Source organism: Mycobacterium sp. FW102-FHT13B02 (genome assembly GCF_058790275.1).
The window spans coordinates 130,752-151,211 of record NZ_JBYTCM010000004.1; the positions used below are offsets into that span (position 1 = coordinate 130,752).

Here is a 20,460-nt window from a genome sequence, read left to right on the forward strand (position 1 = left end):
ATGCCACGGCATAGACTGGCCAACCAGTTGATTGGTCCCGGGCTGGCGCCCGGCTGCATAGAGTGAGCTGACATGTCCACAGAGTCGTCGACAAAAGGTGCTGCATCGGGGTCGCCCGCGGGGGCGTCGTCTGCGTCGAACGGGTCGAACGGCTCGTCGCGGCGCGAGGAGTTGTTGGCAGTGGCCGCCAAGTTGTTCGCGGCGCGCGGCTACCACGGCACCCGCATGGATGACGTCGCCGACGCCGTCGGGCTCAACAAGGCGACCGTCTACCACTACTACGCCAGCAAGTCGCTGATCCTGTGGGACATCTACAAGTCGACCGCCGACTTCACCGTCGACGCCCTGCATGACGATCCGACGGCCTCGGCGCGTGAGACCATCTTCAACTTCACCCGGCGCCTGCTGACCGGCATCGCCACCGACCTGGAGTCCGCGGCAGTGTACTTCCAGGAGGGGCCGTACATCACCGAATGGTTCACCGAGGAGCAGGTGGCCTACATCCGCAAGGCCGAGACCACGGTCTATGAGCACGTCCGCGACGTCATCGACCGCGGCATCGCCAGCGGCGAGTTCAACGACTGCGACTCGCATGTGCTGGCACTGGGCTACATCGGGATGACGCTGGGGGCCTACCGGTGGCTGCGGCCGCACGGCCGGCGCACGGCTTCCGAGATCGCCGTCGAGTTCAGCACCGCACTGCTGCGCGGACTGATCCGCGACGAAACGATCCGCACCGAGGACCCCCTCGGCGACGGCACATCACACTGACCAGCGCGTTCGAGAGGTGACCGAGGCCCGATGAAATCTCTGCTGCTGTCCCGCCGGGACCTCGACTTCCTGCTGTACGAATGGCTGAAGGTCGACGAACTCACCGGCCGCAAGCGGTTCGCCGACCATTCGCGCGAAACCTTCGACGGGGTCCTGGACCTCAGCGAACAGCTGGCTGAGCGTTACTTCGCGCCGCACAACAAGAAGAGCGACGCCAACGAGCCGACCTTCGACGGACAGACCGTCACGATGGTCCCCGAGGTCAAAGAGGCCTGGGACGCATTCGTCTCGGCTGATCTCATCGGCATGTCCATGGAGGAGTCGGTCGGCGGGGCGCAACTGCCCGCGGTCGTCGCGCAGGCGGCGTTTGCCTGGATCGCCGCCGCCAACGTGTCGACATCGGGGTATCTGATGCTGACCATCGCCAACGTCAATCTGCTGACCAGGTTCGGTACGCCCGAACAGATCGAGACCTACGTCAAACCCATGCTCGCAGGCCGCTTCTCGGGCACCATGGCGCTCTCGGAGACCCAGGCCGGATCCTCGCTGGCCGACGTGGCCACGCGCGCCGAACCGCGCGAGGACGGCACCTATCGGCTGTTCGGGTCGAAGATGTGGATTTCGGGCGCCGAGCACGAGATCACCGACAACATCGTCAACCTGGTGCTGGCCAAGATCCCCGGCGGGCCCCCTGGTACCAAGGGCATCTCGCTGTTCATCGTGCCCAAGTACCTGGTGAACGCCGACGGGTCCATCGGCGAGCGCAACGACGTCGCCATCGCTGGGCTGAACCACAAGATGGGGCAGCGCGGTGTCACCAACACCGTGCTGAATTTCGGTGACACACAGTTCAATCCGGGCGGCGAGAACGGCGCGGTCGGCTACCTGGTCGGCGAGCCGCACCGCGGCATCGTCTACATGTTCCAGATGATGAACGAGGCCCGGCTGGCCGTCGGCATGGGCGCGGTGGCGCTGGGCTACACCGGCTACCTCAAGTCGGTGCAGTACGCGCGGGAGCGGCCGCAGGGCCGCCCGCTGGACGTCAAGGACCCGGCGACGCCGCAGGTGCCCATCGTCGAACATCCCGACGTCCGTCGAATGTTGTTGGCGCAGAAGGCCTATGTCGAAGGCGGAATGGCCCTGGGTCTGTACTGCGCGCGGCTGGTGGATGTGCAGCACAGTGCGGAGTGGGATGCCGAGGCCGACACGGCCGGTCTCTTGATCGACATCCTGACGCCGGTGGCCAAGAGCTGGCCGTCGCAGTGGTGCCTGGAAGCCAACAACCTGGCGATCCAGGTGCACGGCGGGTACGGCTACACGCGTGAGTACGACGTCGAGCAGCATTACCGGGACAACCGGCTGAACCCGATCCACGAGGGTACCAACGGCATCCAGAGCCTGGACCTGTTGGGCCGCAAGGTGACTCAGCGCGGCGGGGCCAGCCTGGCGGCACTCGGGCAGGTCATCGCCGAGACGGTGGGGACGGCCTCCGCCCTGGGTGGCGAGGGCGCCGAGTTGGCGGCCGCGCTCGACGCGTCGTGGCAGCGGCTCGTTGGGGTGACTGCCGGCATGTTCGGCTCGGGCGACGTCCCTGCGGTGATGGCCAACAGCCACGTCTACCTGGAAGCGTTCGGGCACATCGTCGTGGCGTGGTTGTGGCTGGAGCAGTTCGTCGCGGCCGCCGGTAAAGACGGCGATTTCTATGACGGCAAGCGCCAGGCCGCCCGGTACTTCTTCCGGTTCGAATTGCCCAAGACCGCACCGCAATTGGACCTGCTGGAGTCGCTGGACCGGACCACGCTGGAGATGCGGGACGCTTGGTTCTAGTCGCCGAACGTGAAGTAGATGACGAAGATTCAGTGAAATCACGCGATCTTCTTCACGTTGGGCTTGCTAGAAGGTAATGATCTGGCGCACGGCGCGGCCGTCGGCCAGGGCGTCCATGCCGGTGTTGATGTCGTCGAGGGCGATGGTGTCGGACACCAGCTTCTCGACCGGCAGCCGGCCGGACCGCCACAGGTCGACGAAGCGCGGAATGTCTCGCGCCGGCACCGCTGACCCGAGGTAGCTGCCGATCAGCGACCGGCCATCGGCGACCAAAGCCAACGGGGACACCGTGATTCGCGCATCAGGGTGGGGCAGGCCGACCGTGATGGTCTTGCCGCCGGGGGCGGTCATGCCGATCGCGGTTTCTAGGGCGGCGGGGTGGCCGGCGGCCTCGATGACCACGTCGGCCTTGATGTCGCCGGGATCGGTGACGGCATCGTGGGCGCCGAGTGCACGGGCCTGCTCGAGCTTGTCGGGCAGCCGGTCCACCGCGACGACCCGCACGTCGTCGTGCGCCAGTGCGGTCAGCATGGCCGCCATGCCGACCCCACCCATGCCCACGATGGCCACCGTCTGGCCGGGCTTCGGCTGTCCGGCGTTGAGGACCGCGCCGCCGCCCGTCAGCACCGCGCAGCCGAGCAGTGATGCGACCACCGGAGGGACGTCACTGTCCACCGGTACCACCGATCGGCGATCCACCACCGCGTACGTTGCGAAGGCGGACACCCCGAGGTGATGCAGAACTGTCGCGCCGCTTCGGGATAGCCGCGTCTCGCCGCTGAGCAGCGTGCCCGCGCCGTTGGCGGCGCTGCCCGGGATGCAGGGGGCCAGGCCGTCGGTCGCGCAGGACCGGCACTGCCCGCAGCGCGGCAGGAAGGTCATGACCACCCGCTGGCCGACGGCCAAATCCGAAGTGCCGCCGACTTGTTCGACGATGCCGGCAGCCTCGTGGCCGAGCAGCATCGGCACCGGGCGGACCCGGTTGCCGTCCACCACCGACAGGTCGGAATGGCAGAGGCCGGCCGCCTCGATACGCACCAGCACCTCTCCGTCGCCGGGTGCGTCCAATTCGAGCTCGCTGACGGTGAGTGGCCGTGATTCGGCATACGGGCGGGCTCGCCCGATCTCTTCGAGTACGGCACCGCGAATCAACATGGCACCAGCCTGACAGACTGGCCGGCATGGAGCAGGCACTGACCACCGCGGAATTTCCGGTGCACTGGCCCGTACAGACCCGCTGGACCGACAACGACATGTTCGGCCACCTCAACAACGCGGTCTACTACGAGCTGTTCGATACCGCGATCAACGCGTGGATCAACACCACGTGCGACGTCGACCCGGTGGCCGCACCGTGGCTCGGGGTGGTCGCCGAATCGGGCTGCCGCTACTTCGCGGAGCTGAAGTTTCCGTCGCAGCTGGTGGTCGGGCTGGCGGTGACCCGGCTGGGCAACAGCAGCGTCACCTACCGCACCGGGCTGTGGGCGGCCGGGGAAAACACACCTGCCGCGGTCGGCAGCTGGGTGCACGTCTACGTCGACCGGGACGCCCGGCGTCCCGTCCCCATCCCGGCGCCCATCCGCGAGCTGCTGGAGACCGCCGTCGCCTGTTGAGCCTGTGTTCAGGGCGGGAAATGTCGAGATACGTGCGCCGTCAGTTCAGGGTCAACGGATGCATGCGCAGGATCGACGGCATACGGGCCTCGATATGCTCGGCGGCATGCCGATCGTGAGCAAGACCGTCGAGGTGGCCGCACCAGCAGCGCACATCCTGGGGATCGTGGCCGACTTCGAGGCCTACCCGCAGTGGAACGAAGAGGTCACCGGCTGCTGGATCCTGCACCGCTACGACGACGGTCGTCCCAGCCAGCTGAGGCTGGACACCAAGATTCAGGGCATGGACGGCTCGTACATCCAGGCGGTCTACTACCCGGGCGACGGTCAGATCCAGACCGTCATGCAGCAGGGCAACCTGTTCTCCAAGCAGGAGCAGCTGTTCTCGGTGGTCGATCTCGGGGCGAGTGCCCTGCTGACCGTCGACATGGATGTCGAGGTCGACATGCCGGGTATCCCGTCGATGATGGTCAAGAAGGTCGTCAATGACGCACTGGACCACCTGGCCGGAAACCTCAAGACGCGCGCTGAGCAGCTCTCGGCCGGCTAACTAGCCCGAGGGCCATAGCCCGAGTTCGTCGAGGCGGTCGGTCAACCGCTCGGCGGCGTCGTCGAACTGGCCGCGGGTTTGCCGGACGACCTCATCGATGTCCTTGTCCCGCAACGCCGCAACCAGTGCCCGGTGACTGGCGACGGCTGCGGCGCCCCACTCCGGGTCGGCGGCGTAGATGCGCACCGGTAGGTACCGCGCCGCATGGAGCAGGAACCACGCCAGCTTGGTGCGGCCGGCGGCGCGGTTGAACTCCCGATGAAACAGGAACTCCGCCAGGGCGATTGCGTCTGCATCACCCGCGGCGACGGCATCGGCGAGCTCGTCGGTGAGCCGGTCGAGTTCGGCGATCACGGGCTCGGTGATGCGCCGGGCCGCGTTCGCGGCGATCTCGGTGGCGATGGTGGCCTGCAGCCAGAAGATGTCGGCGATGTCGTCGCGCGTGAACGCGGACACCACGTGACCACGGTTGGGTTCGAGTTGGACCATGCCCTCGCCGCGCAGGGTGCGTAGTGCCTCGCGGACCGGCGTGATGCTCACGCCGAGCGCGTCAGCGGTCTCGTCGAGCCGGACGAAGGTGCCCGGACGCAAACTGCCCGACATGATGGCCGCCCGGAGATGGGCCGCCACCTCGTCGGACAGCTGTTCCCGCCGACGGGCCCGCTGGAGGCCGGGTAGCGGTTTGGCCGAGGCGTTCACGGCAGTCCTTCTTCTGGGCGGGCAGGGCGACCCCGGCGGTTGTCCGGCTGGTGCCGGCGTCTTATTGTGACGGCGGCAACACTATATTTGATCAAATATCAGCATCGCTTGTCGTGGTCATGTCAATTTCGCCGCGATGTCGATCGAGACGCAGGAGCAGACCGTGTCATCCGCAGCACTCGAGCAGCCTTATCTCGCTCGTCGGCAGAACTGGACCACCCACCTCGCCCGTCACGCCCTCATGCAGCCGGACGCCACCGCGATGCGGTTCGTGGGCCAGACCGTCACGTGGGGTGAGCTGCAGCGTCGGGTCACGAAACTCGCGGGAGCGCTGAGCCGTCGAGGGGTCGGCTTCGGCGACCGCGTGCTGATCCTGATGCTGAACCGCACCGAATACGTCGAGGCATTCCTGGCCGCCAACCTCCTCGGCGCCATCGCGGTGCCGGTCAACTTCCGCATGACGCCGCCCGAGATCGCCTACCTGGTCCGGGACTGTGACCCGAAGGCCGTGATCACCGAGCAGGTGCTGGCCCCGGTCGCCACCGCGGTGCGGGAGCTGGAACCGTCGCTGGGCACGGTGATCGTCGCCGGCGGCGCGACCGAGGGCGACGTGCTCGGTTACGAGGATGTGCTCGCCGAGGAAGGAGCGCCGCCCGCGCCTGTCGATATCCCCGAGGACTCGCCGGCGCTGATCATGTACACCTCAGGCACTACCGGGTACCCCAAGGGTGCCGTGCTCACGCACGTCAACATCATGGGTCAGGGCATGACCAACCTGTTCACCATCGCGCCAGACATCAACAACGACGTCGGCTTCATCGGCGTCCCCTTCTTCCACATCGCCGGCATCGGCAACATGATCGGCGGCCTGTTGCTGGGTCTGCCGACGGTCATCTACCCGCTGGGCGCGTTCGACCCCGGCGCCCTGCTCGACGTGCTGGAGGTCGAGGGCGTCTCCTCGATCTTCCTGGTTCCGGCCCAGTGGCAGGCGGTGTGCGCAGCACAGCAGGCCAAGCCCCGCAACGTGAAACTGCGTGTGTTGTCCTGGGGCGCGGCGCCCGCGTCGGACACTCTTCTGAGGGAGATGGCGGCGACGTTCCCCGGCACGCAGATCTTTGCTGCGTTCGGTCAGACCGAGATGTCGCCGGTGACGTGCATGCTGTTGAGCCAGGACGCGCTGCGCAAGCTCGGATCGGTCGGACGGGTGATTCCGACCGTGTCCGCGCGCGTGGTCGACGACAACATGAACGACGTGCCGGTCGGCGAGGTCGGGGAGATCGTCTACCGTGCGCCCACCCTCATGGCGGGATATTGGAACAACCCGAAAGCGACTGCCGAGGCATTCGCCGGCGGTTGGTTCCATTCCGGCGACTTGGTCCGCCAGGACGATGAGGGTTACATCTGGGTCGTCGACCGTAAAAAGGACATGATTATTTCCGGCGGCGAAAATATTTACTGCGCGGAGGTAGAGAACATTCTGGCCGCGCACCCGTCAATTACCGAAGTCGCGGTGATCGGACGCCCCCATGAAAAGTGGGGTGAGGTGCCCGTCGCGGTCGTCGCGGTGACGCCGAACGCGCACGTCGAAAGCGAAAGTGTGCTGACGCTGGCGGATCTCGATGATTTCCTGACCGAACGACTGGCGCGATACAAGCACCCCAAAGCACTCGAAATCGTCGACGCGCTTCCGCGAAATCCTTCTGGCAAGGTCCTTAAAACGGAACTACGCGAGCGGTTCGGTGATACAAGTGTGTCGTAAGCGTGGCAAGTGACGACGCGCTGAGAAATTCCACCACCTGAGCGGAGGGCGGATGGGCCCATGTCGCGTTTGCTGAAACGGAACGCAATTATCCCTCAGTTGGGTCACGGGGTACGCGGTGTATCGGGTACTCTCCTGTGGTCCGTCTTACTACTCGGGAGTAGCGAGACAGAAATCACTCAGTTTGTGCTAGGGGCTAAGGAGGGGGCGTGCCACGCGTGAAGCCGCGGAACGGCCGTTTTCCGGAAGGGAAGGCTGATCAGTGACAGCCTCGGACAACACCTTGGTCAGTTATCTCAAGGATCAGTTGGACAAGCCATTCACCAAGATCGGTGGCTTCGTCAAGATGTGCGTCCTCACCTTCAAGGCGCTGGTCTCCCGGCCCTTCCAGTGGAAGGAGTTCGTCCTTCAGAGCTGGTTCCTGATCCGGGTGGCCTTCCTGCCCACGCTGGCGGTCTCCATCCCGCTGACGGTGCTGATCATCTTCACGCTGAACATCCTGCTCGCGGAGTTCGGCGCGGCTGACGTCTCCGGCGCCGGCGCGGCCCTGGGTGCTGTCACCCAGCTGGGCCCGCTGGTGACGGTGCTCGTGGTTGCCGGCGCCGGGTCGACGGCCATCTGCGCCGACCTCGGCGCCCGGACCGTCCGTGAAGAGATCGACGCCATGGAGGTGCTGGGCATCGACCCGATCGAGCGCCTGGTGGTGCCACGCGTGGTGGCCTCCACGTTCGTCGCCTTCATGCTCAACGGTGCGGTGATCATCATCGGCCTGGTCGGCGGCTACTTCTTCGGTGTCTACATCCAGAACGTCAACGCCGGCGCCTACGTCTCGACGCTGACGCTGCTGACGGGCTTCCCCGAGGTCGTGATCTCGGTGCTCAAGGCCACCATCTTCGGCCTGATCGCCGGACTGGTCGGTTGTTACCGCGGGCTCACCGTGGCGGGCGGTTCGAAGGGTGTCGGCACCGCGGTGAACGAAACGCTGGTGCTTTGTGTCATCGCGCTGTTCGGGGTGAACGTCGTGCTCACCACGATCGGCGTCAAGTTCGGAACGCAGGCCGGGTGACGGAATGAGCACATCGACAGTTCTCCGGGGGCGGTTCCCCCGGGCGTTCTCCAAGGTCGCCGAAATCGGTGCTGCGCCGGCGAGGATGTTCGACAGCCTCGGTCACGTCGCGGTCTTCGTCGTCTCGGCGGTCGGGCACATCCCGCACGCGTTCCGCTACTACCGCAAAGAGGTACTGCGGCTCATCGCCGAGGTCGGCATGGGCACGGGCGCCATGGCCGTCATCGGCGGCACGGTGGCCATCATCGGCTTCGTCACCCTGGCCGCCGGCTCACTAATCGCCATCCAGGGTTTCGCGTCCCTGGGCAACATCGGTGTCGCGGCCTTCACCGGCTTCTTTGCCGCCCTGGCCAATATTCGCGTCGTCGCCCCGGTCGTGACCGGTCAGGCCCTGGCCGCGACGGTCGGCGCCGGTGCCACCGCCGAGCTCGGCGCCATGCGCATCAGTGAAGAGGTCGACGCCCTCGAGGTCATGGGCGTCAAGTCCCTGTCCTTCCTGGTGTCGACCCGGTTGATCGCGGGCATGGTCGTCATCATCCCGCTGTACGCGATGGCCATCCTGCTGTCGTTCCTGTCGGCTCAGCTGGTGACCACTCTGTTCTACGGACAGTCGGTCGGTACCTACGAGCACTACTTCCACACGTTCCTGCGCGTCGACGACGTCATGTGGTCGTTCCTCGAGGTCATCATCATGTCGGTGGTCGTCCTCCTCAACCACGCCTACTTCGGTTACTACGCCAGCGGCGGCGCCGTCGGTGTGGGCGAGGCTGTGGGCCGCTCGATGCGTACGTCACTGATCGCGATCGTCACGGTCGTTCTGCTCTTCTCGTTGGCGCTGTATGGCACCGACCCGAACTTCAACCTGACGGTGTGACCCGATGACGAATCCACAGCCGCTGCCGCCGGTCGCCGATGGGCAGGTCCACGCGCCGCTCAACAAGGACCGGACCCCGCCCTACAAGATCGCCGGCGTGGTCATGGCGATCGTCACCGCCGTGGTGCTGAGCCTGACCTGGGCCCAGTTCCGTGGGTATTTCGACACCAAGGCCCAGCTCTACGTGCTGACCCCACGGTCGGGCCTGTCCATGGATCCCGGCTCGAAGGCCACCTACAACGGCGTGCCCATCGGCCGCGTCAAGGAGATTCAGGTCGTCGGGCATCAGGGCCAGACGCCCGAGGCCAAGCTGGTCCTGAACGTCGACCCGCAGTACCTGGGCCTGCTGCCCAAGAACGTCGACGTGAAGCTGTTGGCCACCACGGCCTTCGGCAACAAGTACGTCTCGTTCACCTCACCGCCGAGCCCGGCGCCGCAGCGCCTGCGGGGTGGCGACACCATCGACGTGTCCAAGTGCTCCCCGCCGACGCCGCCGACCGCGTGCGTCACGACGGAGTTCAACACGTTGTTCGAGACCATCACGGCGATCTCCGAGCAGGTCGACCCCATCAAGCTGAACCAGACGCTGACGGCGGCCGCGCAGGCGCTCGATGGTCTGGGGGAGAAGTTCGGTCAGTCGTTGGTCAACGGCAACACCATTCTTGCGGACCTGAATCAGCGGATGCCGACGTTCCGGCACGATACGAAGGCGCTGGCCGACCTGACCGAGGTCTACGCGAAGGCGTCGCCGGATCTGTGGGACGGGCTCAAGAATGCCGTGACCACCGAGCGCACGCTGAATGATCAGCGCGGCAACATCGATCAGGCGCTGATGTCGGCGGTCGGGTTCGGTAACACCGGTGGTGACATTCTGGAGCGCGGCGGCCCGTATCTGGTCCGTGGTGTGCAGGACCTGCTGCCGACCTCGGCGCTGCTGGACAAGTACGCCCCTGAGCTCGACTGTTTGTTCCGTGGATTCGCCGCGGGTGCGCCGGCCGCGGCCAAGGGCCTGGGCGGCAACGGCTTCTCGCTGGTCACCCACACCGAACTCGTCGGCGCGGCCAACCAGTACGTCTACCCGGACAACCTCCCGCGGATCAACGCCTCCGGCGGTCCGATGGGCCGCCCGGGTTGCTGGACGGTCACCAAGGACATCCTCCCGATGCCCTACATGGTGATGGACACTGGCGCGTCGATCGCGCCGTACAACCACTTCGGTCTCGGTTCGCCGTTTGCGTCCGAATACGTCTGGGGTCGTCAAGACGGGGAGAACACGATCAACCCATGAGCATCAAGGGCACGGCGATCAAACTCGCCATCTTCTCCGCTGTCCTGCTGGCGTTCACGGCAGGCATCTTCATCGTGTTCGGTCAGTTCCGGTTCAGCCGGAACAACGACTACTACGCGATCTTCGACAACACGAGCGGCCTCAAGGCCGATCAGTTCGTGCGTGCCTTCGGCGTCGAGGTCGGCAAGGTCACCGATGTCGAACTGATCCCCGGCGGCAAGGTGCGGGTGCACTTCAACGTCGACAAGTCGGTTCCGCTGTACCAGCAGACCTCGGCGCACATCCGCTACCTCGACCTGCTCGGTAACCGGTTCCTGGACCTGCGGCGGGGTGAGAGCAACCAGATCCTGCCGCCCGGCGGCACCATCCCGATCGAGCGCACCGAGCCCGCGCTGGACCTCGACGCGCTGGTCGGTGGCTTCCGGCCGCTGTTCCGTTCGCTCGATCCGCAGAAGGTCAACACCATCGCCTCGTCGATCGTGACGATCTTCCAGGGCGAGGGCGGGACCATCAACAACATCCTCGATCAGACCGCGCAGTTCAGCTCGACCATCGGGGAGCAGGACCAGGCCATCGGTGAGGTGATCAAGAACCTCAACACGGTCCTCGACACCACGGTCAAGCACCAGAAGCAGTTCGACGACACGCTCAAGAACTTCGAGGGGCTGGTGACCGGGCTGAAGAACCGCGCCGACCCGATCGCCGACTCGGTGGCCAACATCAGCAATGCCGCCAACTCCCTCGGTGACCTGCTGGGCGACAACCGCCCGTTGCTGCACGACACCCTCGGCTACGTGGAGACCACGCAGCAGTCCCTGGTCGACCAGAAGGAGCAGCTGAACGACACCCTGCAGAAGGTCCCGCAGGCGCTGAAGATTCTGGGCCGCGCCGGTGGTGTCTACGGTGACTTCTTCAACTTCTACGTCTGTGACGTCGAGGTGAAGATGAACGGTTTGCAGCCGGGCGGTCCGGTGCGCACGGTCAAGCTCTTCAACCAGCCGTCGGGAAGGTGCACGCCGAAGTGAGGACCATAGAAGGATCCGACCGGGTCCGCAGAGGCGCAATGGGCCTCGCTGTCGTCGCGCTGGTGACGGCGGTCGGAGCGTCCGTCACGAACGTGCCGATGCTCTTCGCGTCCCCGACGTACTACGGCCAGTTCAGCGATACCGGCGGCCTCATGGTGGGCGACTTCGTCCGCATCGACGGTGTGAACGTCGGCCAGGTCAAGTCCATGGACATCGATCGCGACAAGGTGATCATCGGCTTCCAGATCGGCACCAACACCATCGGCTCGGACAGCCGCGCGCTGATCAAGACCGAGACCATCCTGGGTCGTAAGGCCATCGAGATCGAGCCCAAGGGCACCCACAAGCTGCCGGCAAGGGGCACGCTGCCGCTGGGGCAGACGTCCACGCCGTACCAGATTTACGACGCGATCTTCGATGTCACGCGGGCCTCGCAGGGCTGGGACACCAAGACGATCAAGGACTCGCTGAACGTGCTGTCCGAGACCGCCGACCAGACCTCGCCGCACTTGAGCGCCGCGCTCGAAGGGGTGCAGAAGCTCTCGGAGACCATCGGCAAGCGTGATGACCAGGTCCGGTCGCTGTTGGCCAACGCCAACAAGATCGCCACGGTCCTCAGCGACCGCAGTGGTCAGGTGAACGCGCTGCTCGTCAACGCCCAGACGCTGCTGCACGCCCTGAATCAGCGCGGCGAGGCCATCGGCCTGTTGCTGGAGCGGATCTCGAAGGTGTCGCACCAACTCCAGGCGACCATCGACGAGAACCCCAACATCAACCACGTGCTGGAGCAGCTCAAGACCATCGGCGACATCCTCGTCGCGCGCCGGCAGGACCTGGCCGACACGCTGGTGTCGGCGGGCAAGTTCGTGGCTTCGCTGTCCGAGGCCATCGCATCGGGTCCGTACTTCAAGGTCATGGTCGAGAACATCCTGCCGCCGCAGCTGATGCAGCCGTTCGTGGACGCCGCGTTCAAGAAGCGCGGGCTGAACCCCGAAGACTTCTGGCGCAGCGCTGGTCTGCCCGAGGCGCAGTGGCCGGATCCCAACGGCACGCGCTTCGCGAACGGTGCACCGCCGCCGGCTCCGCCGAAGCTCGAAGGCACGCCGGAGCACCCCGGCCCCGCGGTACCTCCCGGCTCGCCGTGCTCGTACACCCCGGGGGCCGGCGCAGACCCGTCGCCAGCCGATCCGCTGCCGTGCTCGCACCTCAGCGTCGGTCCGTTCGGTGGCCCCGGCTACGCGCCGCCGGATGTCGTCTCCTCGGCGCCGAACCCGGCCGGTGTGCCCACCGGCCCGGGTGTGCCGTCGGCCGCCTTCCCGGGGCAGCCGGCCGAGAACGTGCCCGGCACGCCGGTGCCGTTGCCTCCCGCACCCGTTGGTGCCCGGACGGTTCCGCTGACGCCGCAGCCCGGTGACAACGACATCGCTCCCGGATTCGCTCCGATCCCCGGGCCGCTGATCGCTCCGCCGGCGCCGCCGGGGCCGGGTCCCAACGCCGGACCGGCTGGTACCCCGCCGTTGCCGGGTAACCCGCCGTTCCTCCCGCCAGGGTCGCAAGGATAGGGCCGCCACGATGTCGACTGTTTTCAACATCCGGAACATCAAGAAGCCGGACCTGTCCAAGGGCACACTCATCGGTGGTGCGCTTGCGCTGGTGGCGATCGTGCTCGTCGGATTCTTCGGGCTGCAGCTCTACCGCAAGCTGACCACCACGACGGTGACGGCGTACTTCCCTGAGGTGCTGGCGCTGTACCCCGGCGACAAGATCCTCATCATGGGCGTCGAGGTCGGGGCCATCGACACCCTCGAGACGTCGCCCGACGGGAAGATGAAGGTCGTCTTCCACTACTCGAGCAAGTACAAGGTGCCGCAGAACGCGTCCGCCTCGGTGCTGAACCCGAGTCTGGTGGCGTCGCGCGTCATCCAGCTGTCGCCGCCTTATACCGGCGGACCGGTGATGAAAGACGGTGCCGTCATCCCGATCGAGCGGACCCAGATTCCGATCGAGTACGACGAGCTGCGCAACCAGCTGACCCGCATCCTCGCCGAGCTGGGTCCCACCAAGGAACAGCCCAAGGGCCCGTTCGGCGACATTATCGAGTCGTTCGCCAATGGCTTCGAGGGCAAGGGCGCGCAGATCAACAAGACCCTCAAGGGCTTGTCTGATGCGGTGAACACCCTGAACCAGGGCCGCGGCGACTTCATCCAGGTGATCAAGAGCCTGGCGGTGTTCGTCAACGCCCTGCACAAGAGTGACCAGCAGTTCGTCTCGCTGAACAACGACCTGGCCTCGTTCACCAATAAGTTCACCAACACCGATCAGGAACTGGCGAATGCGCTGAAGGACCTGAACAAGGTGATGGCGACGACCCGCAGCTTCCTGGACAAGAACGGCAGCGTTCTCGCCCACGACATCAACGATGTCTCCGAGGCGACGACGGCAGTCGTGCAGCCGGAGGCGCGCGACGGTCTGGAGCGGGCGTTGCACGCCTACCCGAACTTCCTGGCCAACCTGGAGAACATCTACTCGCCGGCCACCGGCGGTCTGGTCTCCGCACCCGTGCTGCCGGGTGTCACGAACTTCTCGAACCCGCTGCAGTTCATCTGCAGCTCGATCCAGGCCGGCAGCCGGTTGGGCTACCAGGACTCCGCTGAACTGTGCGCGCAGTACCTGGCGCCGGTCATGGACGCGATCAAGTTCAACTACCTGCCGTTCGGCATCAACATGGCGACCACTGCCATGACGCTGCCGAAGCTGGTCACCTACTCGGAGCCGCGCCTGCAGCCCCCGGGCGGGTTCAAGGACACCACTGTGCCGGGTGTGTTCTCGCGTGACACCCCGTGGTCGCACGGCCAGCACGAGGCAGGCTGGGTCACCGCGCCGGGTATGCAGGGGCTGAAGGTCGGGCAGTCGACCCAGGACCTGCTGACGCCGGAGTCGTTGGCCGAGCTCATGGGTGGGCCGGACATCATTCCGCCGACCGGTGGCGTCAACATGGCCGGTCCGCCGGATGCCTACAACGAGAGCAGCCCGCTGCCGCCGCCGTGGTACCCGCAGCCAGGACCGGTTTCGCCGCCGCGACCGGGCAATGACCCGAGTCCGATGAGTGCCATGGCACCTGGGCCCGCCCCGGGACCAGCGCCGGCGCCGGCCGGACCCGCACTTCCTGCTGAAGTTGGAGGCCAGTGATGACCGGGTCGATCGATCCGAAATCGCGGAGCTGGGCGCGTAACGCCCGCCGGGTCGGTGTGTTGGCTGCCGCGGCGCTGATCCTCAGCTCCTGCGGTTGGCGCGGCATCGCCAACGTGCCGCTGCCCGGTGGACCGGGCACGGTGGACGGCCACTGGACGGTCTACATCCAGATGTCGGACACGTTGGGCCTCAACGCCAACAGCCGCGTCCGGGTGGCCGACGTATTCGTCGGCCGGGTGCGTGCGATTGCCCTGAGGAACTGGGTTCCCACTCTGACGGTCGATCTGAACCCGGGTATTCACTTGCCCCGCAACGTGTTTGCCAGGGTCGGCCAGACGAGCCTCCTGGGCTCGCAGCACGTCGAGCTGGACCAGCCGGCCCATCCCGACGCGCAGCCCCTGCGCAATGGCGACACCATCACCCTCGAGAACTCGAAGCCGTTCCCGACCATCGAGACGACGCTGGCCGGTATCTCCGGCATCCTGACCGGCGGCGGTGTGCCGAACATCGAGAAGATCCAGTCCGAGGTCTACAACATCCTCAACGGGCGCGCCGATCAGATCAAACAGTTCCTGCACCGGTTGGACACCTTCACCGACGAGCTCAACCAGCAGCGTGACGACATCACGCGGGCCATCCGGTCGAGTGACACGCTGCTGAAGGTCGTGGCGGACCGCAACGACACCCTGGACCGGGTGCTGACCGAGACGCCGCCGCTGATCGAGCACTTCAACAAGACTCAGGACCTGTTCACCAACGCGGTGCTGGCGCTGGGCCGGTTGTCGAAGGCCGCTGACACGACGCTGTCGAACAGCAACGCCAACCTCCACACCAACCTGGCGACGCTGCAGCGGGCGCTCAAACAGATTGCCAAGACGTCACCGAACCTGGTGCCGGCCATGAAGCTGCTGTTCACGCTGCCGTTCCCGATCGACAACATCCCGAAGGTCATCCGTGGCGACTACATGAACATCTCGCTGCACCTGGACCTGACGCTGAGTGCCGTCGACAACGGCATCCTGACCGGCACGGGCCTGTCGGGTATGGCCCGCGCGCTGGAGCAGTCGTGGGGCCGCGATCCGGCGACGATGATCCCGGATGTCCGATTCACCCCGAACCCGGCCACCGCGCCGGGCGGGCCGCGAGTGGAAAGGGGGGAGTGACCGATGCTCACCCGGTTTCTGAAGATGCAGTTGGTGATCTTCAGCATCCTCACGGTCGCCGCGCTCGTCGGCCTGTCCCTGGTCTACCTACAGTTGCCGACCTACCTCGGTGTGGGCATGTACCGGCTGAATGCCGACCTGCCGAACTCGGCGGGTCTGTACAAGACGGCCAACGTCACCTACCACGGCATCACCATCGGCAAGGTGCTGGCGGTGGAGCCGACGGAGACCGGCGCCCGCGTCAAGATGGATATCGACGACAAGTACAAGATTCCGGTCGACACGGTGGCCAACGTCCACTCGGTGTCGGCGGTCGGTGAGCAGTTCATCGACCTGGTGTCGCCGGACAACCCCAGCCAGTACTTCAAAGAAGGCCAGACCATCTCCAAGGGCACGGTGCCCAAGGAAGTCGGCCCGGCGCTCGACTCGGCCGAGAATGGCCTGAAGGCGTTGCCCAAGGAAAAGATCGGGGCACTGCTCGACTACACCTCGGAAGCGATCGGCGGCCTCGGTCCGTCACTGCAGCACCTCGTCGACGGCACTCAAGCGCTGGCGGGGGACTTCAAGGACAACCTCGGTTCGGTCGACGACATCATCCAGAACTCGGGACCGATCATCGACAGTCAGGTCCAGTCCGGCGACGCCATCTCACGGTGGGCCCGGAATCTGAACGTGCTGGCGGCGCAGTCGGCCCAGCAGGACGCGGCGCTGCGTGGCGCCATCCAGCAGGGCGCGCCGACGGCTGACCAGCTCAACGCGGTGTTCGGCGAAGTCCGTGATGCGTTGCCGCAGTCGCTGGCCAACGTCGAGATCGTCCTGGACATGCTGAAGCGGTACAACAAGGGCCTCGAGCAGGTGCTGGTGGTGCTGCCGATGGCCGGTCCGATCGTCGACTCGCTGACCGCGGTCTACGAGAAGGAACTGCCGATCAACCTGGCGCTGGGCATCAACCAGCCGCCGCCGTGCCTCACCGGCTTCCTGCCGGCGCCACAGTGGCGGTCACCGGCGGACACGTCCACCGCGCCACTGGCGTCGGGCTTGTACTGCAAGATTCCGAAGGACGCCCAGAACACGGTCCGTGGTTCGCGCAACCTGCCCTGTGTGGACAACCCGGCGAAGCGTGCGGCGAGCCCCATGGAGTGCCGCGACAACAAGCCGTACGAGCCGCTGGGTACGAACCCCTGGTACGGCACCCCGGACCAGGTCGTGAACTGCCCGGCTCCGGCCGCGCGCTGTGATCAGCCGGTCGATCCGGGCAAGGTGATCCCGGCACCGTCGATCAACAACGGGATGAACCCGCTGCCGGCCAACATGCTGCCGCCCCCGGAGCGCGCGTCGGCTCCGGCCAGTGACCCGGTCAGTGCCCCGGGGCAGGGCACCGTCGCCTGCAGTGGACAGCAACCCAACCCGTGCATCTACACTCCGGCAGCAGGACCAGCGGCCACCTACAACCCGCAGAGCGGTCAAGTGGTCGGACCGAACGGTGTGAAGTATTCGGTCAACAACTCGAGCAACCCAGGAGACGACGGATGGAAGGAGATGCTGGCACCAGCCAGCTGAACCCCACCGATGAGCAGGACGTCACGTCGCAGGACGTGGTGACGACAGAGCCGTCTGCCGAGGAATCGATCGAGGAGCCGGCCGTAACCGGCGAATCAGAGGGTGCGCAGCGCCCCGCCCGGATCGGGCGGGGCATCGCCCTGACGGTGTGTGCACTATTGGTGATCCTGGCCGCCGCGGTTGGCGCGGGCGGCTGGTTCGCGCTCAAGTCGCATCGCGAGAGCCAGGCGCTGGCGGCGAACGAGACGGCCGCCATCGCGGCGGCCAAGGACTGCGTGACGGCCACCCAGGCGCCTGATACGTCGGCCATGGTCGCCGCGCAGACGAAGATCATCGAGTGCGCCACCGGCGCGTACGCGACGCAGGCTTCGTTCATGAGCGGTATCACGCTCGATGCGTACAAGGCCGCCAATGTGCAGGTGCAGATCTCACAGATGCGGGCCGCCGTCGAGAAGCACAACGATGACGGGTCCATCGACGTCCTGGTGGCGCTGCGCGTGAAGATCAGCAACAGCGCTGAGAAGGACAAGGAAGTCGGTTACCGGATGCGGGCGCAGATGGCACCGGTGGACGGGAAGTTCAAGGTGGCCAAGCTCGACCAGGTCACCTCGTGACGGTTGGACAGGAGACGACGAGCCCTGAGGCAGTGAGCACCGAGTCTGGGCAGGCCGAGGCGGCGGTCCAGGCGGCACCGGTGCTGGCCTCGTGGCCGGCGCGCGCGGGCGCCTTCGCGCTCGACGTGGTGCTGGGCGTGGCAGTCATCGCTGTCATGGCCTTGCTGGGCTACGCCGCCCGGGCCGACTGGACGCTGTGGGTGTACGCCGGGCTGGCGACGCTGGCGGTGGCCGCGATCCTGGTGAACCGGTGGCTGCTGCCGTCGATCACGGGCTGGAGCCTGGGCCGTTCGCTGTTCTCGATCCGGGTGGAGCGGGTACCCGCCGGTGTTCCTGCCGGCATGGGACGGCTGATCCTGCGTGACCTCGCACATCTGCTCGACACCGTCGCGGTGCTGCTCGGCTGGCTGTGGCCGCTGTGGGATCCGCGTCACCGCACCTTCGCAGATCTGTTGCTGCACACGGAAGTTCGCGTCGTACCGGCCCCGGAGCGGGACCCCGGCCGCCGTGCGGGCCAGGTGCTCACGGCCGCGGCCCTGATCTGTGTGGCGGCAGTGGGGCTGAGCTACGGCGTGCAGTTCCGGCATGACCGCGCGGTCGACGAGGCGCGGCACCAGATTTCGGAGCAGGGCCCCAAGATCGTCGAGCACGTCCTGAGCTACGGCGTCGACACCTATCAGAACGATTTCAAGACCGCCCAGGCGTTGGTCACCGACGGTTACCGCGACCAGCTGATCAAGCAGCAGCAGATCAGCAGCAAGAAGCCGACGACCAACCAGTACTACGCGGTGAGCAGCGCGGTGCTGTCTGCCGACACCGACAAGGCGACGATGCTGCTCGCCCTACAAGGGCAGCGCGGCGTCGACACCAACTCGCTGCGGTTCATCACCGCGACCGTGCGCGTCGACTTCGCGAAGTCGCGCGACGACAAGTGGCAGTTGTCGAACCTGACAGTGCTCAAGAGCCCGCGGGGAGGACGCTGATGAGCCCGCGCCGCAAGATCGATGCCGCCGAGCGCTTCGTCGCCGGTGATTACTTCAAGGCCGTGGCGGCGACGCCTCGCCGCGTGGTGCTGACTGTCATTGCCTGCGTGACAACGGTTTTGGTGATCGCCGCGATCACGGCCAGCACCTACCTGCTGGTCCAGCACGAGAAAGACGTGACGAGCCAGGCCAAGTCGGCGGCCGTGCTGGGCTATGTGGAGGAGTTCATGAAGGGTTTCACCGCGGTCGACCCGTTCCACGCCAACAACTACGTCGAGCGGATTGCGGGACAGGCCACTGGCGAGTTCGCCAAGCAGTTCAAGGACAAGCGTGACCAGATCGTGCTCCAGGTGGCGCGCGCACAGCCGGCGGAGGGGACGGTTGAGGCCGCGGGTGTCGCGCGGTGGAGTGACGACGGCAGCGCGGACGTGCTGATCGCGATGAAGCTGACGACCACGACACCGGACGGCAACGCGACCGTGGAAAGCGGATCGCGTTGGGTGATAACGGCAACGCAGGAAGGGCAGCAGTGGAAGATCAGCCGCATGAATCCGGTGATGTGACCCCGGGGGAGTCTGTGGCCGATGCTCCGCAGGGGGCGGTCGACGCACCGCAGGGCAAGGCTGGCCGGCGCCGGCACCGGCTGCCCCGGCATCAGATCGGCGCCGGCGCGGCTGCGACTGAGGACACCGCAGCGGGAGACGTCGCCGCTGACGGGGCCGCCGCTGACGATGCCGCCACGCCGACCGACACCGAAGCTAAGTCGGAAGATACTGCCGCGCAAGAAGATTCGGGTACCGAAGCGACCGACGAGGTAACGGCCGAGGAGTCCGGGGCGGCGCCCGTGGTGCTGGTGCCGCACCGTCCTGCTGGGCGCAAGTTGCTGGCGGCGGGTGTCGTGGCGGCGGCATTGTTCGTCGGTGCCACCGCGTTCGCGGGTGCCGCGGCTCAGCCGTATCTGGCGGACCGTGCCTTGGTGCACAACAAATTCGAGGTCGCAAAGACCGCCGCCGCGGCGGTGACCACCCTGTGGTCGTACTCGCCGAACGACATGGACAAGCTGGCGGACCGGGCGCAGCAGTACTTGACCGGCGACTTCGCCGAGGAGTACCGCAAGTTCGTCGACTCGATCGTCGCCAGCAACAAGCAGGCTCAGGTCACCAATCAGACCAAGGTGATGGGCACCGCGGTGGAAAGTATCGGTGCAAATGAGGCCACCGCCATCGTCTACACCAACTCGGTCGCGACCAGCCCGCTGACCAAAGGCATTCCCTCGCTGCGGTACCTCTCCTACCGGCTGGTCCTGAAGCGCGCGGGAGCCGATTGGAAGGTCAGTCAGATGAGTGCTCTGACCAAATTGGATCTGACGCCGCAGCTGTAGCCGAGGGCGCGGGTTTTCGTGTTTGCCTGAATTGATGCGTGCTGCCTGTCAGCACACTGTGAGCCGGCCGTCTTCGTCTTGGTTGCGAAGGCGGC

At 66.1% G+C, this 20,460-nt stretch carries 19 protein-coding genes; 17 read left to right on the forward strand and 2 right to left on the reverse strand.

Going from position 1 to position 20,460, the window contains the following annotated elements:
- Window positions 1-72 precede the first annotated feature (72 nt).
- Window positions 73-771, forward strand: coding sequence for a TetR/AcrR family transcriptional regulator (locus tag AC3WTE_RS08735; protein ID WP_492436993.1), 699 nt, complete (start codon window positions 73-75; stop codon window positions 769-771).
- A 30-nt stretch (window positions 772-801) separates the two neighbouring features.
- Window positions 802-2,598, forward strand: a complete 1,797-nt coding sequence (locus AC3WTE_RS08740; protein ID WP_492436995.1) for an acyl-CoA dehydrogenase — start codon at window positions 802-804, stop codon at window positions 2,596-2,598.
- Between the two features lie 66 nt (window positions 2,599-2,664).
- Here the strand turns inward: AC3WTE_RS08740 and AC3WTE_RS08745 are convergent, their stop codons facing one another.
- Entirely contained in the window at window positions 2,665-3,753 is a 1,089-nt protein-coding gene (locus tag AC3WTE_RS08745) for an alcohol dehydrogenase catalytic domain-containing protein (RefSeq protein WP_492436997.1), read from the reverse strand.
- A gap of 26 nt (window positions 3,754-3,779) precedes the next feature.
- Here AC3WTE_RS08745 and AC3WTE_RS08750 point away from each other — a divergent pair, with 26 nt between their 5' ends.
- Both AC3WTE_RS08750 and AC3WTE_RS08755 read left to right on the forward strand, forming a co-directional pair.
- The gene (locus AC3WTE_RS08750) at window positions 3,780-4,211 is read left to right on the forward strand and encodes an acyl-CoA thioesterase (RefSeq protein ID WP_492436999.1); all 432 of its coding nucleotides are present in this window, start codon (window positions 3,780-3,782) and stop codon (window positions 4,209-4,211) included.
- A gap of 106 nt (window positions 4,212-4,317) precedes the next feature.
- The gene (locus tag AC3WTE_RS08755; protein ID WP_492437001.1) at window positions 4,318-4,761 is read left to right on the forward strand and encodes an SRPBCC family protein; all 444 of its coding nucleotides are present in this window, start codon (window positions 4,318-4,320) and stop codon (window positions 4,759-4,761) included.
- Here the strand turns inward: AC3WTE_RS08755 and AC3WTE_RS08760 are convergent, their stop codons facing one another.
- Complete coding sequence (locus AC3WTE_RS08760) at window positions 4,762-5,460, reverse strand: GntR family transcriptional regulator (protein WP_492437003.1); 699 nt, start codon at window positions 5,458-5,460, stop codon at window positions 4,762-4,764.
- Window positions 5,461-5,596: 136 nt separating this feature from the next.
- Here AC3WTE_RS08760 and fadD5 point away from each other — a divergent pair, with 136 nt between their 5' ends.
- From fadD5 to AC3WTE_RS08825, 13 genes are all read left to right on the forward strand, one after another.
- Window positions 5,597-7,219, forward strand: a complete 1,623-nt coding sequence (fadD5, locus tag AC3WTE_RS08765) for a fatty-acid--CoA ligase FadD5 (protein WP_492437005.1) — start codon at window positions 5,597-5,599, stop codon at window positions 7,217-7,219.
- Between the two features lie 262 nt (window positions 7,220-7,481).
- Complete coding sequence (locus AC3WTE_RS08770; protein ID WP_492437007.1) at window positions 7,482-8,285, forward strand: MlaE family ABC transporter permease; 804 nt, start codon at window positions 7,482-7,484, stop codon at window positions 8,283-8,285.
- A 4-nt stretch (window positions 8,286-8,289) separates the two neighbouring features.
- Window positions 8,290-9,159, forward strand: coding sequence for an MlaE family ABC transporter permease (locus tag AC3WTE_RS08775; RefSeq protein WP_459367813.1), 870 nt, complete (start codon window positions 8,290-8,292; stop codon window positions 9,157-9,159).
- Window positions 9,160-9,163: 4 nt separating this feature from the next.
- Window positions 9,164-10,447, forward strand: a complete 1,284-nt coding sequence (locus AC3WTE_RS08780; protein WP_492437009.1) for an MCE family protein — start codon at window positions 9,164-9,166, stop codon at window positions 10,445-10,447.
- Window positions 10,444-11,472: a virulence factor Mce family protein gene (locus tag AC3WTE_RS08785; RefSeq protein ID WP_492437011.1), complete on the forward strand. Its 1,029-nt coding sequence runs from the start codon at window positions 10,444-10,446 to the stop codon at window positions 11,470-11,472. The genes AC3WTE_RS08780 and AC3WTE_RS08785 overlap by 4 nt, the downstream gene beginning before the upstream one ends.
- The gene (locus tag AC3WTE_RS08790) at window positions 11,469-13,034 is read left to right on the forward strand and encodes an MCE family protein (protein WP_492437012.1); all 1,566 of its coding nucleotides are present in this window, start codon (window positions 11,469-11,471) and stop codon (window positions 13,032-13,034) included. The genes AC3WTE_RS08785 and AC3WTE_RS08790 overlap by 4 nt, the downstream gene beginning before the upstream one ends.
- 10 nt (window positions 13,035-13,044) lie before the next feature.
- Window positions 13,045-14,661: a virulence factor Mce family protein gene (locus AC3WTE_RS08795; RefSeq protein ID WP_492437014.1), complete on the forward strand. Its 1,617-nt coding sequence runs from the start codon at window positions 13,045-13,047 to the stop codon at window positions 14,659-14,661.
- The gene (locus tag AC3WTE_RS08800; RefSeq protein WP_492437016.1) at window positions 14,661-15,827 is read left to right on the forward strand and encodes a virulence factor Mce family protein; all 1,167 of its coding nucleotides are present in this window, start codon (window positions 14,661-14,663) and stop codon (window positions 15,825-15,827) included. The genes AC3WTE_RS08795 and AC3WTE_RS08800 overlap by 1 nt, the downstream gene beginning before the upstream one ends.
- A 3-nt stretch (window positions 15,828-15,830) precedes the next feature.
- A complete protein-coding gene (locus AC3WTE_RS08805) occupies window positions 15,831-17,387 on the forward strand; it encodes an MCE family protein (RefSeq protein ID WP_492437018.1) in 1,557 nt (518 codons plus the stop codon).
- Window positions 17,357-18,001 carry a hypothetical protein gene (locus AC3WTE_RS08810; RefSeq protein WP_492437020.1) on the forward strand — a complete coding sequence of 215 codons (645 nt, stop codon included), beginning with the start codon at window positions 17,357-17,359 and terminating at the stop codon, window positions 17,999-18,001. The genes AC3WTE_RS08805 and AC3WTE_RS08810 overlap by 31 nt, the downstream gene beginning before the upstream one ends.
- A gap of 32 nt (window positions 18,002-18,033) precedes the next feature.
- Window positions 18,034-18,984, forward strand: coding sequence for an RDD family protein (locus AC3WTE_RS08815; protein WP_492437022.1), 951 nt, complete (start codon window positions 18,034-18,036; stop codon window positions 18,982-18,984).
- Window positions 18,984-19,547 carry an Rv1363c family protein gene (locus AC3WTE_RS08820; RefSeq protein WP_492437024.1) on the forward strand — a complete coding sequence of 188 codons (564 nt, stop codon included), beginning with the start codon at window positions 18,984-18,986 and terminating at the stop codon, window positions 19,545-19,547. Before AC3WTE_RS08815 ends, AC3WTE_RS08820 begins: the two co-directional genes overlap by 1 nt.
- Window positions 19,514-20,365: a mammalian cell entry protein gene (locus AC3WTE_RS08825; RefSeq protein WP_492437026.1), complete on the forward strand. Its 852-nt coding sequence runs from the start codon at window positions 19,514-19,516 to the stop codon at window positions 20,363-20,365. The genes AC3WTE_RS08820 and AC3WTE_RS08825 overlap by 34 nt, the downstream gene beginning before the upstream one ends.
- The last annotated feature ends 95 nt before the right edge of the window (window positions 20,366-20,460 follow it).